The sequence below is a fragment of the Streptomyces sp. NBC_01197 genome (genome assembly GCF_036010505.1).
In the GTDB taxonomy this organism is placed as follows: Bacteria; Actinomycetota; Actinomycetes; order Streptomycetales; family Streptomycetaceae; genus Streptomyces.
In genome coordinates, this window is the sequence record NZ_CP108569.1 from 2,812,531 (window position 1) to 2,827,900 (window position 15,370).

Annotated in this window: 17 protein-coding genes; 10 read left to right on the top strand and 7 right to left on the bottom strand. The window is 69.2% G+C overall.

Annotated elements, in window-relative coordinates; genetic code table 11:
* Positions 1-4: 4 nt before the first annotated feature.
* Both OG452_RS12690 and OG452_RS12695 read right to left on the bottom strand, forming a co-directional pair.
* Positions 5-652, bottom strand: a complete 648-nt coding sequence (locus OG452_RS12690; protein ID WP_327295742.1) for a hypothetical protein — start codon at positions 650-652, stop codon at positions 5-7.
* Between the two features lie 261 nt (positions 653-913).
* Positions 914-2,512 carry a beta-N-acetylhexosaminidase gene (locus OG452_RS12695; protein ID WP_327295743.1) on the bottom strand — a complete coding sequence of 533 codons (1,599 nt, stop codon included), beginning with the start codon at positions 2,510-2,512 and terminating at the stop codon, positions 914-916.
* A gap of 232 nt (positions 2,513-2,744) precedes the next feature.
* Between OG452_RS12695 and OG452_RS12700 the strand changes: the two genes are divergently transcribed.
* The 8 genes from OG452_RS12700 (at position 2,745) to OG452_RS12735 (ending at position 8,642) form a co-directional block, all read left to right on the top strand.
* Positions 2,745-3,311, top strand: a complete 567-nt coding sequence (locus OG452_RS12700) for a 2-oxo-4-hydroxy-4-carboxy-5-ureidoimidazoline decarboxylase (RefSeq protein ID WP_405565558.1) — start codon at positions 2,745-2,747, stop codon at positions 3,309-3,311.
* A 168-nt stretch (positions 3,312-3,479) separates the two neighbouring features.
* Complete coding sequence (sdhC, locus tag OG452_RS12705; protein WP_164258559.1) at positions 3,480-3,860, top strand: succinate dehydrogenase, cytochrome b556 subunit; 381 nt, start codon at positions 3,480-3,482, stop codon at positions 3,858-3,860.
* 7 nt (positions 3,861-3,867) lie between these two features.
* Positions 3,868-4,344, top strand: coding sequence for a succinate dehydrogenase hydrophobic membrane anchor subunit (locus tag OG452_RS12710; RefSeq protein ID WP_327295745.1), 477 nt, complete (start codon positions 3,868-3,870; stop codon positions 4,342-4,344).
* A 26-nt stretch (positions 4,345-4,370) separates the two neighbouring features.
* On the top strand, positions 4,371-6,125 hold the full coding sequence (gene sdhA, locus OG452_RS12715) for a succinate dehydrogenase flavoprotein subunit (RefSeq protein ID WP_327295746.1): 1,755 nt from the start codon (positions 4,371-4,373) through the stop codon (positions 6,123-6,125).
* Positions 6,125-6,907, top strand: coding sequence for a succinate dehydrogenase iron-sulfur subunit (locus OG452_RS12720; protein ID WP_327295747.1), 783 nt, complete (start codon positions 6,125-6,127; stop codon positions 6,905-6,907). Before sdhA ends, OG452_RS12720 begins: the two co-directional genes overlap by 1 nt.
* A 209-nt stretch (positions 6,908-7,116) precedes the next feature.
* On the top strand, positions 7,117-7,524 hold the full coding sequence (locus OG452_RS12725; protein WP_327295748.1) for a hypothetical protein: 408 nt from the start codon (positions 7,117-7,119) through the stop codon (positions 7,522-7,524).
* Positions 7,525-7,530: 6 nt separating this feature from the next.
* On the top strand, positions 7,531-7,926 hold the full coding sequence (locus OG452_RS12730; RefSeq protein ID WP_327295749.1) for a thiol-disulfide oxidoreductase DCC family protein: 396 nt from the start codon (positions 7,531-7,533) through the stop codon (positions 7,924-7,926).
* A gap of 11 nt (positions 7,927-7,937) precedes the next feature.
* Positions 7,938-8,642: a TetR/AcrR family transcriptional regulator gene (locus OG452_RS12735; RefSeq protein ID WP_327295750.1), complete on the top strand. Its 705-nt coding sequence runs from the start codon at positions 7,938-7,940 to the stop codon at positions 8,640-8,642.
* 44 nt (positions 8,643-8,686) lie between these two features.
* Here OG452_RS12735 and OG452_RS12740 read toward each other — a convergent pair whose 3' ends face one another.
* Positions 8,687-10,240 (bottom strand): ABC transporter substrate-binding protein, encoded by a 1,554-nt coding sequence (locus tag OG452_RS12740; protein WP_327295751.1) that lies wholly within the window; start codon positions 10,238-10,240, stop codon positions 8,687-8,689.
* A 331-nt stretch (positions 10,241-10,571) separates the two neighbouring features.
* On the opposite strand from OG452_RS12740, the gene OG452_RS12745 reads away from it, so the two are divergent.
* Positions 10,572-10,811 (top strand): SCO4848 family membrane protein, encoded by a 240-nt coding sequence (locus OG452_RS12745; RefSeq protein ID WP_327295752.1) that lies wholly within the window; start codon positions 10,572-10,574, stop codon positions 10,809-10,811.
* A 76-nt stretch (positions 10,812-10,887) separates the two neighbouring features.
* Positions 10,888-12,201, top strand: coding sequence for a D-alanyl-D-alanine carboxypeptidase family protein (locus OG452_RS12750; protein ID WP_327295753.1), 1,314 nt, complete (start codon positions 10,888-10,890; stop codon positions 12,199-12,201).
* On the opposite strand, the gene OG452_RS12755 is transcribed toward OG452_RS12750, so the two are convergent.
* The 4 genes from OG452_RS12755 to OG452_RS12770 all read right to left on the bottom strand — a co-directional run bounded on the left by OG452_RS12755 (position 12,104) and on the right by OG452_RS12770 (position 15,026).
* Positions 12,104-13,063 (bottom strand): YihY/virulence factor BrkB family protein, encoded by a 960-nt coding sequence (locus OG452_RS12755; protein ID WP_327295754.1) that lies wholly within the window; start codon positions 13,061-13,063, stop codon positions 12,104-12,106. The two genes, OG452_RS12750 and OG452_RS12755, sit on opposite strands and share 98 nt — an antisense overlap.
* Entirely contained in the window at positions 13,051-13,473 is a 423-nt protein-coding gene (locus tag OG452_RS12760) for a GtrA family protein (protein WP_327295755.1), read from the bottom strand. The genes OG452_RS12755 and OG452_RS12760 overlap by 13 nt, the downstream gene beginning before the upstream one ends.
* A 70-nt stretch (positions 13,474-13,543) precedes the next feature.
* Positions 13,544-14,554, bottom strand: coding sequence for a decaprenyl-phosphate phosphoribosyltransferase (locus OG452_RS12765; protein WP_327295756.1), 1,011 nt, complete (start codon positions 14,552-14,554; stop codon positions 13,544-13,546).
* Positions 14,538-15,026: a phosphatase PAP2 family protein gene (locus tag OG452_RS12770; protein WP_327295757.1), complete on the bottom strand. Its 489-nt coding sequence runs from the start codon at positions 15,024-15,026 to the stop codon at positions 14,538-14,540. The genes OG452_RS12765 and OG452_RS12770 overlap by 17 nt, the downstream gene beginning before the upstream one ends.
* Positions 15,027-15,370: the final 344 nt, after the last annotated feature.

Consider the following 15,370-nt stretch of genomic DNA (forward strand, 5'->3'; position numbering starts at 1 on the left):
CCGGTCAGGCGCCCGGCGTGGCAGGCAGCTGGGCGACCCCGGGCACCGTCGGAAGCTTCGGGAGACCCGGCAGGTTCGGGGCCGGGAGACCGCCGCCGAGCAGGATGGCGGTCAGGACGTTCACCTGGGAGGTGAGCACGGACTGGGACGCCGCAGCGACCTTGGCGGGCGTGCCGGTGGCGGCCGCCTTGACGAGGGTGTTGACCTTGGTCTGGAGGTCGGCCGCCGCCTTCGCCTTGAGAGCGACACCCGGGTCGGGTGCGGCGGGCGCGCCGGACACCCCGGTCACGCCGCCCGGAATGCCGGGGGCCGCGGGCGCCGCGGGGGCGGCTTCCCCGACCTTCGCAAGGGCGGCCTTGACCGGGTCGGCCAGCTTGGCGGCCTCCGCGGCGGGGAGCTTGCCGCCCGGGGCCTTCAGCACGCCGTTGACCAGGTCCGTCACCGGCTTCAGGACACCGCCGGCTACGCCCAGCAGCTTCGCCTGGTTCGCGAGCTTGTCGGCGCCCGGCACGGGGACGGCCGGGGCGCTCGCGGGGCGGGCCGCGGGGGCGTGGTCGGCCGCCGCGTAGGCCGCCGGGCCCGCCACGCCGAGGGTGAGGGCGCCGCAGACGGCGGACGAGACGAGGAGACCGGCCTTCGGGGACATGCGCATGGAAAGCGTTCCTTTCGGAGGTGCGGGAAGTGGGAAGTACTCACCGCCACCGTGCAAACGGAGGGATACACTACGCAATCGCTACGTCACCTTGCGTAACACCCGTCCGGCCGCCCCAAGCCCTCTGACCTGCACGTCTCCCGGCCGCCCTGGGGCTCGGCCGATGCATCCGTTAGGGGGAGCGGCACCCGGGCCACCGGGGGCCGGGCACGGCTGCGGCCCCCGGGGCGGGGTCCCGAGGGCCGCGTCCGTACGGTCCAGTCAGCCCAGCTTCGCCGCCAGCGACGTGAACTGTGTCCACGTCAGCGCCGGCTTGTCCGGGTTCCAGAGCTTCTGGGCCGTCGCCCGCAGCGGCATCCGGATGCCCGCGGCGACCTGCGCCGGGGTCTGGGCGTTCGGGAAGTCGCCCCAGACGGCGAACCCGCCGCCGTCGATGAGGTGCGCGTACTTGGCGGGAACCGCCTTGGTGCCGCGCACCACCCGCGGGGTCCACTGCTCGTAGATCCGCTTGCCCGTCGGATAGGTGAAGTCGTTGGGCTGGCCGAGTACGTAGTAGAGGTACTCGTCGTTGAGGTTCACCACCCGCTGCCCCGCGGCCAGATACTCCTCGGGCGGCCGGGCCCCGAACTCCTTGCCCGTCCAGTACTCCACCTGGATGTTCTTGTCGGCCTTCGCCACCCCGCCGCGGAAGAACCCGTCGTTCCACGCCTGCGGTGTCCTGCCCGCCTTGCTGACGACCGCGGCCCGGTCGTTCAGCCACGCCACCGCCAGGTCCTGGACCGTGCCCTTCGCGCCGTACTTCTTCCGGGCCAGGGCGGCCAGCTGCGGGAAGGACGCTTCCGGGTCCTTCACCGTCAGCGCCTGGTACTCGTCACCGCCGACGTTCCAGTACGGGCCGGGGAAGAGCTTCATGTACTCGCGCAGCAGCGAGTCGACGATCTGCGCCGCCTTCGGGTTCGACACGTCGACCGCGCCCTTGACGGGGGTGCCGTCGGCCTGTTTCAGCTGGAGGTCCGGGTGCGCCTTGATCACCGCCCCCAGGTGTCCGGGCGAGTCGATCTCCGGGACGACGGTGATGTGCAGGCTGGAGGCGAGCGAGACGATCCGGTGGACCTGCGCCGTGGTGAGGTGGTCGGGGGAGACGACCTCGGGGTGCGACGTGGACTCGATACGGAAGCCCTGGTCGTCCGAGAAGTGCAGCCCCAGCTGGTTCAGCTTGAGGTCGGCCATCTCGCGCAGCCGGTCCTCGATCCAGGCGGCGTCGAACGGCTTACGGGCGATGTCCAGGTTGAACCGGCGCTGCGCGCTGGCAGGCTTGTCGTGCACGACGCCCTCGGGCACCTTCCCGTCGGCCTGCACGGACTGTTTGAGGGTCCGGGTCCCGTAGAAGACCCCGGCCTCGTCGGGACCGGTGATCGTGACCCGGTTGTCGCGGGCGCTGAGGGTGTACGACTCGCGGGGGGCCTTCTTGTCCGGCTTCAGAGCGAGCTCGATATCGCCCGCGCGGGCGGTGCCGCCGTACGCGTAGCCGATCTTCAGTTCGTGCGAGAGGAGCCTGCCCTCGTCGGTGAGGCCCTTGCACCCCTTGTCCACCAGGACCCGGGAGCCCTTCTGCGGGCGCCAGCCGGGACCGCGCGCCGGGCCGTGTTCGCGTACCGACGGGATGGCACGGGGCGCCGGCGACAGCGGGTAGTTCGTCGCCGACGGGTCGGACGAGGGGGCCGTCACCGCCGAGCCGCGGCCGGCGGGGCCGCTGCCGCCGTACGTGTCGTCGTCCGGCCAGACCGTGACGGCCAGCGCGACCGCGGCAACCGTGGCGGTCAGGCCCACGGCGAGAACCGGTGCGTTGAGTCTTTTCATCAGTCCGAAACCTCCCGTGCACGGCTGGGCGAGGGTGAAGGTGAGGGTGAAATGCCAGCCAATTCGTCCATCACGCGCCTTGAAACTCTCCCTTCCGGGTGAAAATCGCGCATCCGTCGGACACTTAACTCTGCACATCGATAGCGTTGCGGCTCATTCACCGCCGTCATCCGACCCTCCTGTCGTGTTCGAGGAGCCCACGCTGTCCAGCGAGTCCCACGCCGGCCCTCCGATGCGACCGCCGTCACTTCACCACAGAACAGACGGCCCGGCACGCGCAGCCATACCCGCGCAGAACCGTGGCCCGTCCGGTCTCCACCGGTTCAACTCTGCACCCGCCGGCACCGCCGAGAGCGCACTGCTCGGCTGCTGCGGCAGCCCCCGGTGGGCCCGGCGGCTGGCCGCACACCGCCCCTACCCCGACCTGACGGCGCTGCTCGCCGCATGTGACGAGGCGAGCTACGACCTGTCCCCGGCCGAGCTCTGCCAGGCCCTGGCGGGCGAACCGGCGTCCGGGCCGCTCCACGGCAGGGCCCCGCGGGCCGCCCACACCGCGCTGAGCGCCGCGCATGCCGCGTACGAGAGCCGCTTCGGCCACCCCTTCGTGATCTGCCTCGACGCCTTCCGCCCGTCCGAGCACCTCGACCAGGTGCTCGCGAGCATCCGTTCCCGGCTCTCGCACGAGCCCGACGAGGAGCGAGTGGTCGCCGCCGACGAGCTACGCCGCCTCGCCCGGGGACGAATCACCCGTCTTGTGGCGGATACGGGCCACGCCGGTAGCCCGTCCGTGGCTGTTTGATTGCCTGTTTGATCACACCGGAACCCCCCGCGCGAAGGAACCGACAAGTCGTCGCTACGATGGCCAGGGCCGGTGGACCGTACCCGGCCGGGCCAGACCGACACAGCTCCTCTCAGCGAGAGAAGCTGGCGGCATGACCCCCGTCCCCCGCTCCCGGAGGGTTTTTCCGTGCCGGCTGGAACGCTGTACCGCGGCCGGGAAGGTATGTGGTCCTGGGTGGCTCATCGAGTCACCGGCGTCCTCATCTTCTTCTTCCTGTTCGTACACGTCCTGGACACTGCTCTCGTCCGTATTTCCCCCGAGGACTACGACAAGGTCATCGCTACTTACAAGACGCCGATCGTGGGCGTCCTTGAGTACGGCCTTGTCGCAGCGATCCTCTTCCACGCTCTGAACGGCCTGCGCATCATCGCCGTGGACTTCTGGTCCAAGGGCCCGCGCCACCAGAAGCAGATGCTGTGGTCTGTCGTGGGCATCTGGGTCCTGCTGATGATCGGGGCCATCTACCCCGTACTCGGCCACGCCGCACGCGAACTGTTCGGGAGCTGAGGACTGAATGTCTGCTGAGACCTCCGCCGCTGTCGGCCCCGTCGAGGGTGTCTCCCTCTTCGACGCCGACCACCCCGCGCCGCTCATCGAGGCCCCGCGCCAGCGCACCAAGAAGACGCCGAAGACCACACGCGGCAACTTCGAGATGTACGCCTGGCTGTTCATGCGCCTCTCCGGGATCGTCCTGGTCGTCCTGGTCCTCGGCCACCTGCTGATCCAGCTGGTGCTCGACGGCGGGGTGAGCAAGATCGGCTTCGCCTTCGTGGCGGGCCGCTGGGCCTCTCCGTTCTGGCAGGGCTGGGACCTCACCATGCTCTGGCTGGCGATGCTTCACGGCGCCAACGGCCTCCGTACCGTCATCAATGACTACGCGGAGCGCGTCGGCACGCGCCTGTGGCTCAAGGGCCTGCTGTACACCGCCACGGTGTTCACCATCCTGCTGGGCACGCTGGTGATCTTCACCTTCGACCCGAACATCTCCTAGAAGCCCGGGACCGAGGCGCTTTCATCATGAAGATCCACAAGTACGACACCGTCATCGTCGGCGCCGGCGGGGCCGGTATGCGCGCGGCCATCGAGTCGACGAAGCGCAGCCGCACCGCCGTGCTGACGAAGCTCTACCCGACCCGCTCCCACACCGGTGCCGCCCAGGGCGGCATGGCCGCGGCCCTCGCCAACGTCGAGGAGGACAACTGGGAGTGGCACACCTTCGACACGATCAAGGGCGGCGACTACCTGGTCGACCAGGACGCCGCCGAGATCCTGGCGAAGGAGGCCATCGACGCGGTCCTCGACCTGGAGAAGATGGGCCTGCCGTTCAACCGGACGCCCGCCGGGGAGATCGACCAGCGCCGTTTCGGCGGCCACTCGCGCAACCACGGTGAGGCCCCGGTCCGCCGTGCGTGCTACGCCGCTGACCGCACCGGCCACATGATCCTCCAGACCCTCTACCAGAACTGCGTCAAGGAGGGTGTGGAGTTCTTCAACGAGTTCTACGTCCTGGACCAGCTGCTGGTCGAGGTGGACGGCGTCAAGACCTCCGCGGGCGTCGTGGCCTACGAGCTGGCGACCGGCGAGATCCACGTCTTCCAGTCGAAGTCCGTGATCTACGCGTCCGGCGGCACCGGCAAGTTCTTCAAGGTCACGTCGAACGCGCACACCCTGACCGGTGACGGCCAGGCCGCCTGCTACCGGCGCGGTCTGCCCCTGGAGGACATGGAGTTCTTCCAGTTCCACCCGACGGGCATCTGGCGCATGGGCATCCTGCTGACGGAGGGCGCCCGTGGTGAGGGCGGCATCCTCCGCAACAAGGACGGCGAGCGCTTCATGGAGAAGTACGCGCCGGTCATGAAGGACCTCGCGTCCCGTGACGTCGTGTCCCGATCCATCTACACGGAGATCCGGGAGGGCCGCGGCTGCGGACCCGCCGGTGACCACGTGTACCTCGACCTGACGCACCTCCCGCCGGAGCAGCTGGACGCCAAGCTCCCGGACATCACGGAGTTCGCGCGTACGTACCTGGGCATCGAGCCGTACACGGACCCGATCCCGATCCAGCCCACCGCGCACTACGCCATGGGCGGCATCCCGACCAACGTCCAGGGTGAGGTCCTCGCGGACAACACCACGGTCGTGCCCGGCCTGTACGCGGCCGGCGAGGTCGCCTGCGTCTCGGTGCACGGCGCCAACCGTCTGGGCACCAACTCGCTGCTCGACATCAACGTCTTCGGGCGCAGGTCGGGTATCGCGGCCGCCGAGTACGCGGCGAAGCACGGCTTCGCCGAGCTTCCCGAGAACCCGGCCGCGCAGGTCGAGGCCCAGGTCGAGCGGTTGCGTGACGCCACCGGCACCGAGCGGGTCTCCGTGCTGCGCACGGAGCTCCAGGAGTGCATGGACGCCAACGTGATGGTGTTCCGCACCGAGCAGACGATCAAGACGGCGGTCGAGAAGATCGCCGAGCTGCGCGAGCGCTATCTGAACGTGTCCGTCCAGGACAAGGGCCGCCGGTTCAACACCGACCTCCTCGAAGCGATCGAGCTGGGCAACCTGCTGGACCTCGCCGAGGTCATGGCGACGTCCGCCCTGGCGCGCAAGGAGTCCCGCGGCGGTCACTACCGCGAGGACTTCCCGAACCGCGACGACGTCAACTTCATGCGCCACACCATGGCGTACCGCGAGGTGGGCGACGACGGCTCCGAGTCGATCCGGCTCGACTACAAGCCGGTCGTCCAGACCCGCTACCAGCCGATGGAGCGTAAGTACTAATGGCTACCCCAACCATCAACGACGCTGACAAGGCCGGGGCCGGCAAGCCGGAGGCCGGCTTCGCCGACACGCCGTTCATCACGGCCACCTTCCGGATCCGCCGGTTCAACCCGGAGATCTCGGACGAGGCGCAGTGGCAGGACTTCGCGGTCGAGATCGACCCGAAGGAGCGCGTGCTCGACGCCCTCCACAAGATCAAGTGGGAGCTCGACGGCACGCTGACCTTCCGCCGCTCGTGCGCGCACGGGGTCTGCGGTTCGGACGCGATGCGGATCAACGGCAAGAACAGGCTCGCCTGCAAGACGCTGATCAAGGACATCAACCCGGACAAGCCGATCCTGATCGAGGCCATAAAGGGCCTCACGGTCCTCAAGGACCTCGTGGTCGACATGGACCCGTTCTTCCAGGCGTACCGCGACGTGATGCCCTTCCTCATCACCAACGGCAACGAGCCGACGCGCGAGCGTCTGCAGTCCGCCGAGGACCGCGAGCGGTTCGACGACACCACGAAGTGCATCCTCTGCGCCGCGTGCACGTCGTCCTGCCCGGTGTTCTGGAACGACGGCCAGTACTTCGGCCCGGCCGCGATCGTCAACGCGCACCGCTTCATCTTCGACTCGCGTGACGAGGGCGGCGAGCAGCGTCTGGAGATCCTCAACGACAAGGACGGCGTGTGGCGTTGCCGCACGACGTTCAACTGCACGGACGCCTGCCCGCGCGGTATCGAGGTCACGAAGGCGATCCAGGAAGTGAAGCGCGCACTCATCACCCGCCGCTTCTGACCTTCCGGCCACCCCTTCCGGCCACTTCACGAGGGCCCCGCATCCCGGTTTCCGGGCGGCGGGGCCCTCGGGCTTTTCTCAGGTGACCCGCAGCCATGTGCCCGTCCGGAGGTGGGAGTTCAGCGGCGCACCCTCGTATTGAACATGTTCAAAAGAAGGGCTACAGTCCATGACATCAGCTTTTGAACGCGTTCAAAGGAGGGTGGGGCATGGACCTCACAGTTGTCGCGTACGTCATCTACCTCGTCATCAGCGTCGGGCTGACCGTCTGGGTGGCCCGGACGCTCAGCCATCACGGGCGGGTCTTCCTCGCCGATGTGCTCAAGGGGAACGAGAAGCTCGCCGAGGCCGTCAACCACCTGCTCGTGGTGGGGTTCTACCTGGTCAACCTGGGATTCGTGGCCCTGTATCTGCAGGACGGCAGCACCGTCACCGACGCCAGGGGAATCTTCGAGGCGCTGTCGACGAAGCTGGGCGTGGTCCTGCTGGTCCTCGGCGCGATGCACCTCGGCAACGTCTACGCGCTCAACAAGTTCCGCCGGCGCGGCATCATGGACCGCGAGCAGACTCCGCCGGTGCCGCCGCAGGGCTGGGTCGCGCCGACTGCCGGGGCCTGAACCGCGATGAGGGACACCACCCCCGTCAGGAGACTGACCGTGCTGTACGACGCCCGGTGCCCGCTCTGTGTCCATCTGCGGCACTGGCTGCGCGGGCAGCGCCAGCTCGTACCGCTCGACCTGGTGCCGGCCGCGTCAGCCGAGGCCATGGAGCGGTTCCCCGGGCTGGACCACGGAAGCACCCTGGAGGAGATCACCGTGATCGGCGACCGGGGCCAGATCTACCGCGGACCGGCCGCCTGGATCGTCTGCCTGTGGGCGCTCGCCGCCCACCGGCCCAAAGCCCACTGGCTGTCCACCCCCGCGGGCGCGCCCTTCGTCAGGGTCGCGATGCTCACCGCGGCCAAGTACCGCGACGTCACAGCGCCGCCCTGCGGTGAGCGGTGCGCGGTCCCCGGTTAGGCTCGGGCACCGTGACTGATGCGAAGCCTGCCAAGAGCGAGCAGACCCGGACGCTCATCCTCGAAACCGCGCTCCGGCTCTTCCAGGAGCGCGGTTACGACAAGACGACGATGCGGGTCATCGCCCGGGAGGCGGGCGTCTCCGTCGGGAACGCGTACTACTACTTCGCCGGCAAGGAACACCTGATCCAGGGGTTCTACGACCGCATCGGCGCGGAGCACCGGGCGGCGGTGCGCGATGTGCTCGACCACGAGACCGATCTGGAGAAGCGGCTCACCGGGGTCCTGACGGCCTGGCTCGATGTCGCGGCGCCCTACCACGAGTTCGCCGCCCAGTTCTTCAAGAACGCGGCCGACCCCGAGAGCCCGCTCAGCCCCTTCTCGGTGGAGTCGGAGGCCGCCCGCGAGACGGCCATCTCGATCCACCGAGAGGTACTGGCGGGCGCCAAGGCGAAGATCCCCGGCGAACTGGCCGACGTACTGCCGGAGTTGATGTGGCTGTCCCAGATGGGACTGGTCCTGTACTGGGTCTTCGACCGGTCACCCGAGCGGGAGCGCAGCAGACGGCTCGCCGGGCGCGGAGCGCGGCTCACCACCAGGGGCATCGCGCTGGCCCGCTTCCGGGCGCTGCGACCGCTGGTCCATGAGGTGCACGAGCTGTTCACGGACTTCCTGCCGGGCATGGCCGAAACGGCGACGGCCCGCAAACGGTCCTGACCGGCGGGACCGCCCGTTCCTCCGCCGCGCGGTCCCGCCGGCCGCTACAGCCAGCCGAGTTCCCAGATCCGCCAGACGCCCGTCCCGTCGGCGAGGTACTGCCCGCCCGACACGTCTTTGCTGGTCAGCACATAGTCCTTGCGCTGCCAGAGCGGGATCAGTGGTACGTCCTGCGCGACATCGTCCTGCAGCGCCTTGAAGTCGTCGGCGGTCCTGCCCCGGTCGGTGTACTGCTGGGTGCGGCCGATCAGCCGGTCGACGTCCTTGCTGCTGTAGCCGTTGAAGAGGCTGTTGCCGGTACCGACCAGCGGCTGCGCGTAGTTGTCGGCGTCCGGATAGTCCGCGATCCAGCCGACGGCGTACGCGTCGAACTTGCCGAGCCGGTAGTCGTCCTGGAACTTCGTCCAGTCCGTCATCCCCTTGAGCTTCACCTTGAAGAGGCCGCCCTTCTCCAGCTGCGTCTTCAGCGTCCGGGCCTCGTCGTCGGTGACGCTCGTGCTGGAGTACGCGTACGTGAAGGCCACCGGGGTCTGCACACCGGCCTGCTGGAGCAGCTGCCTGGCAGCAGCCTCATCGACCTTCGGGTAGGCGTCGAAGAACGCGGTGGTGTGACCGGTGAAACCCTGCGGAATCAGCGAGTAGAGCGGTTCGACCGTGCCGTTGTAGACCTTCTCGGACAGCTGCGCGCGGTCGACCAGATCGGCCGCGGCCCGGCGCACCCCGGTGTCCGCGAACGCCGAACCCTTGCGGACGTTGAGGACCAGGTTGCGGACCTCGCTGCCGGTCGCCTCGGTGACATGGGCGTCCGGGTCACTGGGCGAGAGCTTCGTCAGCGTCGCGGGGGTCATCACCCGGTGCGCGACGTCGATGTCCTTGTGCTTCCAGGCGGCGTCGAGCTGGGCGGGCTGCTTGAAGTAGCGGATCTCGACCGGTACGCCGGTCTTCTTGATGGCGCCCTTGTACTGCGGGTTCGGCTCCAGAAGCGCGCTGACGCCACTCTTGTAGGACTTCAGCACGTACGGCCCGGAGCCCACCACCGTACTGCCCTTGCGCCCCTTGTTCGCCGGGTACGCGGTGTGGTCGACGATGGCGCCGCCGCCTGTCGCGATCTTCGAGGCGAAGGTGGCGTCGCGGGCCTTGAGGTGGAAGACGACCTTGTTGCCCGACACGTCGACGTTCTTGAGCGTGGGGTAGAGCGGTGCGGGGCCGTTCCCCTTCATGCGCAGGACACGGTTGAACGAGAACGCGGCATCTTCCGCCGTGACCTTGTCGCCGTTCGAGAACGTCAGGCCGTCACGCATGGTGCAGCTGAAGGTACGCAGGGCGTCATCGGTGAACTCACAGCTGCTCGCCGCGTCCGGCACCGGGGTGGAGGAACCGACGTTGAACGTCATCAGCGACTGGTAGAGCGAGTTGTAGAGGGCCCACGAACCGGCGTCGTAGGCCTGGGCCGGGTCCAGCGACGAGACGACGTCGGTGGTCCCGATGACGATCGGCTTCTTCTTCCCGCCGTCGCCCGGCAGCAGCTGCCAGGCGCCGACACCGGCACACGCCAGAACGACGCATATGACCAGAATCCGCATGCGGATCGAACGCATTGTGCTGTTCCCCTCAACCCACCCCGTGGACGCGCGGACCGGCGCACGTCAGACCCAAGTCGGCGCCAACCCAACCACACGAAATTCACAAGTGGAAGAGAAAATCTTCACGTGGGCCAAGTTGTTAGGCAACCTTCATGAGGGGCTCGCAGAGAGCGTCACAACAGGCCGCCGCACGCCCCCGGCCTGCGGGTCCGTGCTCCCGAGGGGCTGTGGGAAGCGCTCCGGAAGGGGCTCCGTGCCGCAGGGTGCACCCCCCTCGGCAGGCCGCGCGGGCAGGCATCACATACTGGCAGGAACGCCCCCCACCGGCTTCGAAGGACGACGACCCATGAAACTCAACCGCACCGCCTCCTGGTTCCTCACAGCGTTCGGAGTGTGGTCGTGGGTGGTCTGGGTGACCTTCGCGAAGAACCTCTTCAAGGACGCGAGCGGGCTCGCGTTCGACGGCGGCAAGCCCACGGCCTATCTGTGGATCCACCTGACGCTGGCCATCGTCTCGTTCATCCTGGGCACGGTCATCGGTGCGATCGGCCTCCGGGGCGTCCGCGCCCACCGCCGGGCCGCCTAGTGCCGCGGCAGGCAACGTGATCTTTCGTCCGGCCCGCGCTGTCGGTCCACCGTGGTCTGCCTGTACTTTCACCAGCGTGCCTGCCGTTGATAAGACCGCGAAAAGGACCGTACTGACGGTCATAGCCGCCGCGTTGCTGCCCGCCCTCTGCGCCGTGCCCGCGTCGGCCGCGGCAGCTCCGGGCCAGAGACCGTCCGCCACCGGGACCTCGGAGGGTTCGGAGCACTCGAAGACCTCGGGCCCCTCGAAGACCGCACGGTCGCAGATCGGCGGGGCGCGTCTCGGCCGGACAGGCACCCAGGTGCAGCTCGGCCCCGGTGCGCCGGTGCTGCCGAAGGATCTCTCCGGAGAGTCCTGGATCGTCGCCGACGCCGAGTCCGGTGCCGTCCTCGCCTCGCACGACGCGCACCGGAGACTGGCCCCGGCCTCCACACTCAAGATGCTGCTCGCGGACACCCTCCTGCCGAAGTTCCCGGCGACCGAGACCCGCAAGGTGCTGCCGTCCGACCTCGCCGGCATGGGTGAGGGCAGCAGCCTGGTCGGTATCAAGGAGAACCTCACCTACACGGTCCATGACCTGTGGCTCGGGGTCTTCCTGCGCTCCGGGAACGACGCGGTGCACGTGCTGGCTGCGATGAACGAGGGCGTGCCGAAGACCGTCCGCGACATGCAGGCGCACGCCGACGACCTCCAGGCGCTCGACACCCACGTGGTGTCGCCGGACGGGTACGACGCCCCGGGCCAGGTCTCCAGCGCGTACGACCTGACGCTGTTCGCCCGCAGCGGCCTGCAGAAGAAGGACTTCCGCACCTACTGCTCGACGGCGACCGCGCAGTTCCCCGGCATGAAGAAGAAGGGCAAGAAGCGCGAGACCTTCGGGATCCAGAACACCAACCGCCTGCTGACCGGCGCCGACGGCGTGAGCCAGTACAAGGGCATCGCGGGTGTGAAGAACGGCAACACCACGCACGCCGGCGCCACCTACACCGCGGTCGCCGAACGCAACGGTCATGTGCTTCTCGTCACCGTCATGAAGCCCAGCTCGGCCGAGAGCCACGCGGTCTACAAGGAGGCTGCGCGGCTGCTCGACTGGGGCTTCGCCTCGGAGGGCAAGGTCACACCGGTCGGCGAGCTGGTCGCTCCGGCCAGTTCCGCGGCGGCCGGCTCCGGCGGGACGGCGAAGGGCGGCGGAGCCACGCACGCCGGCAAGGGCGGCGCCCGGGCCACCGGAAGCGACAAGGCCGCCGCGGCAGAGGAGGGCGGCTCCACCGGGATCGGCACAGCCCTGGCGATCAGCGCAGGGGCGTTGCTCCTGTTGGCGGCCGGGGTGTTCCTGGTGCACCGGCGCTGGCCGCTGCCGGGTCTGGTACGACGTTCTCCACGTCGCTGATCTCTTCCTCGTCGGCGTGCCCCGTCGCGGTCCAGGCCGCGCAGTAGAGCAGCAGCTTCACGGTGAAGCTGATCCACAGCAGCAGCGCGACGGGGACGCCGAAGGCGCCGTACATGCTCTTCGACGCGACGCCCCGCATATAGCCGCTGAGCAGCAGCTTGAGCAGTTCGAAGCCGAGGGCGCCGATCAGCCCGGCGGTGATCAGCCTGCGGCGGGGAGGCTCGACGCCGGGCAGCAGGGTCAGTACGTACAGGAGCACCAGGAAGTCGGCGAGGACGGCCAGCGCGAACGCCACGCCCTGGAGGAGCGCGCCGCCCCAGCCGGTGTCCGCGATGCCGGTCTGCCCGGCCGTCCAGCTGACCGCGCTCGAACCGACGGCCGACGCGCCGGCCGAGACGAGTACGGCGCCGCCCGTCCCGAGCAGGATCACGCCGTCCTTGAGCTTGCGCACGATGGCGTTGCCCTGGTCCGCGTTGTCGAGCTCCCACACCGCGCGCAGGCAGTCCCGCATCGAGGCGACCCAGCCGATACCGGTGAAGAGCAACAGCGCCCCTGCGACGACGCCGACCGTACCCGCGTTCTGCACCAGCGAGTTGAGGTCCAGCTGATCCGAGATGCCGGGCACCTGGCGGGACAGCGCGTTCTGCATGGCGTGCAGTTGGGACTGGCTGAGCAGGGCGGCGCCGATCGCGGCGGCGACGGTGATCAGCGGGAAGAGCGCCAGAAAACTGACAAAGGTGATCGCCGCCGCCAGCCTGCTCCAGTGCACCCGGACGAGGGTCTCGTACGCGCGCCAGGCATGCGTACGCGTCAGCCGGGCCGCCCAGGGGCCGATAACGGGGAGCTTCGTCAGCCAGTCCATGGCGTGCGCCTACCCTCGGAGCGGAATACCAGCCTCCGTGTCCCCCAGAAGCGCAGGCAGGTGGCGAGTGCCATGCCGACGACCGCTCCGGAGACGGTGTCCGCGCGCGGGGACGTCAGCCCGAAGCAGTAGTGCGACACTGCCAGGCAGAGCAACTGGACGGCCGCGCCGGCGATGTTCACCCCGAAGAAGACCGTGTACCCGCGCCAGCCGACCCGCCGCCCCCGGTACGTGCCGAAGGCGTTGCCGAGGTACGCGACCGTACAGCCGGCCAGGAAGGACACCGACTTGGCGGTGATCGGGCCCCAGCCCGCGACGCCCCGCAGCCAGACGAAGAGGCCGAGGTCGACGGCGTAGGCACAGCTCCCGGCGAGCGCGAAGCCCGCTATCTCACGGCGGCTGATGGTCACGGCCCGGCCCTCCCGTATCGCCTCTCACTCGTCACTCGTCACCCTTCGCCGCCCTCCCCTCCCCCGGCCCTCACAGCCGGGCGACCGCGAGGCCGTACATGGCGATCCAGACGACGCCGATCACGGCGAGCGCGCGGTCGCCCAGGATGACGTCCTCCGGGGCGCCGGCGGTGCCACGGTCGGCGAAGACCGCGTACCGGAGGATGGACAGGATGAACGGGACCATCGACAGCTGCCGCCAGGGCAGCAGGCCCACACCGGGCGGGCCGCTGCTCTCCATGGCCCAGAGGCAGTACGCGAGCACCGCGACACCGGCCGCCAACTGCCAGACGAAGCGCAGATATCCGGTGGTGTACTCGGAGAGCAGCGCGCGGGTCCGCCCGTCGCCCTCCATCTGGACGGCCTCGGAGTAGCGCTTGGCGCCGACCATGAAGAGCGCGCCGAACCCGGCGGTGATCAGGAACCAGCGCGAGAGCGGGATACCGAGCGCCACCCCGCCGATCATCGCGCGCATCAGGAATCCGGTGGTCACCACGGTCAGGTCGACGACCAGGACATGCTTCAGGCTGACGCAGTAGGCGAGTTGCATCGCGATGTACGCGGAGAGCAGCGCGGCCGTCATGTCGTTGCAGAAGACGACAGCGGCGGCGGCGGTCGCCACGGCGAGCAGCGCTCCCGCGGCGTACGCGACGGGCACGGGCACCTGCCCCGCCGCCACCGGGCGCCGGCACTTGACCGGATGGGCCCGGTCGGCCTCGGCGTCCCGGGCGTCGTTGACCAGGTATACGGAGGATGCCGCGGCCGTGAACAGCACGAATATGAGCCCCAGTTGGGTGACCGCGCCCCGGGAGAGCGGTTCACCGGCGGCGGCGGGCGCGGCGGCGACCAAGACGTTCTTGACCCATTGACGGGGGCGGGCGGTCCTGAGCAGTCCCAGCGGCAGCGCGAGCGCACCGTGTCCGCCGCCGGGAACGGCGAGGGGCGGGGGTCCCGGCGGCACCTGTGCGGCGGCGCCGCGCTCGGGCGGCGGGGGGAGCTGGGTGATCCGGGAGACGTCAGAGAGATCAGAGAGATCGGACATGGGCGCCTCGCATCCATTTCGCACCGAGTCCGGCGGTGACCCCGCCGAGCAGGGCGCCTGCGGCGACATCGGTCGGGTAGTGGACGCCTACGACCAGCCGGGACACACACATCGCGGCGGCGAGCGGCGTGACGAGGCGGCGGCCCGCCGGGCGCAGCGCACCGAAGGCGACGGCGGCGGCCGTCGCTGACGAGGCGTGCGAGCTGGGGAAGGAGTACCGGCCCGCGGTGCGTACGAGCGGGAGCCGGGCGGCGAGCCGGGGGCGGGGGCGGCGCACCACCCGTTTGACGCACATGCTCGCGAGATGGGCCGTGCCGACCAGCGCGGTGGCCCGCAGCCAGGCGGCGCGCCGCTCGCGGTCGGCGACCGCGCAGGTGATCCCGGCGGCGAGCCAGAGCGCACCGTGTTCACCGCTGAAGGAGAGGAGACGCGCGGCGCCGCCCACCCGTCGATCCGTACCGAAGCCGCGCATCGCCGACAGGAGCCGGCGATCGACTGCTATGGACCACGGTGTCTCTGTGGACGGCGCTGTTTCTATGGGGGGCGCTGTGTCTGTGGCCGGCGCCGCATCTGTGGACGGCACTGTGCCTGTCGACGGCACCGATTCTATGGTCGGCACTGTGTCCGTGGACGTCACTACTGTCTCCATGGATCGCACTGTTTCTATGGACCGCACTCCCTCACCCCTCTCCGCTGCTCGGTGTGCACGGCCCTCACCACGGCGGGAAGGCTCTTATATGACATTGCCCGATAATCACGGCCATACTGGTTGACACTCCCTCAATCACCCATTTCCCCGCGTATTCGGGCGATACG

What these genes read in the sequence shown, in the direction of transcription:
- OG452_RS12690 (WP_327295742.1), bottom strand. Translation starts at nt 652, where the DNA reads ATGCGCATGTCCCCGAAGGCCGGTCTCCTCGTCTCGTCCGCCGTCTGC.
- OG452_RS12695 (WP_327295743.1), bottom strand. Translation starts at nt 2,512, where the DNA reads ATGAAAAGACTCAACGCACCGGTTCTCGCCGTGGGCCTGACCGCCACG.
- OG452_RS12700 (WP_405565558.1), top strand. Translation starts at nt 2,745, where the DNA reads ATGCGACCGCCGTCACTTCACCACAGAACAGACGGCCCGGCACGCGCA.
- OG452_RS12710 (WP_327295745.1), top strand. Translation starts at nt 3,868, where the DNA reads ATGTCTGCTGAGACCTCCGCCGCTGTCGGCCCCGTCGAGGGTGTCTCC.
- sdhA (WP_327295746.1), top strand. Translation starts at nt 4,371, where the DNA reads ATGAAGATCCACAAGTACGACACCGTCATCGTCGGCGCCGGCGGGGCC.
- OG452_RS12720 (WP_327295747.1), top strand. Translation starts at nt 6,125, where the DNA reads ATGGCTACCCCAACCATCAACGACGCTGACAAGGCCGGGGCCGGCAAG.
- OG452_RS12725 (WP_327295748.1), top strand. Translation starts at nt 7,117, where the DNA reads ATGGACCTCACAGTTGTCGCGTACGTCATCTACCTCGTCATCAGCGTC.
- OG452_RS12730 (WP_327295749.1), top strand. Translation starts at nt 7,531, where the DNA reads ATGAGGGACACCACCCCCGTCAGGAGACTGACCGTGCTGTACGACGCC.
- OG452_RS12740 (WP_327295751.1), bottom strand. Translation starts at nt 10,240, where the DNA reads ATGCGTTCGATCCGCATGCGGATTCTGGTCATATGCGTCGTTCTGGCG.
- OG452_RS12745 (WP_327295752.1), top strand. Translation starts at nt 10,572, where the DNA reads ATGAAACTCAACCGCACCGCCTCCTGGTTCCTCACAGCGTTCGGAGTG.
- OG452_RS12755 (WP_327295754.1), bottom strand. Translation starts at nt 13,063, where the DNA reads ATGGACTGGCTGACGAAGCTCCCCGTTATCGGCCCCTGGGCGGCCCGG.
- OG452_RS12765 (WP_327295756.1), bottom strand. Translation starts at nt 14,554, where the DNA reads ATGTCCGATCTCTCTGATCTCTCTGACGTCTCCCGGATCACCCAGCTC.
- OG452_RS12770 (WP_327295757.1), bottom strand. Translation starts at nt 15,026, where the DNA reads ATGCGCGGCTTCGGTACGGATCGACGGGTGGGCGGCGCCGCGCGTCTC.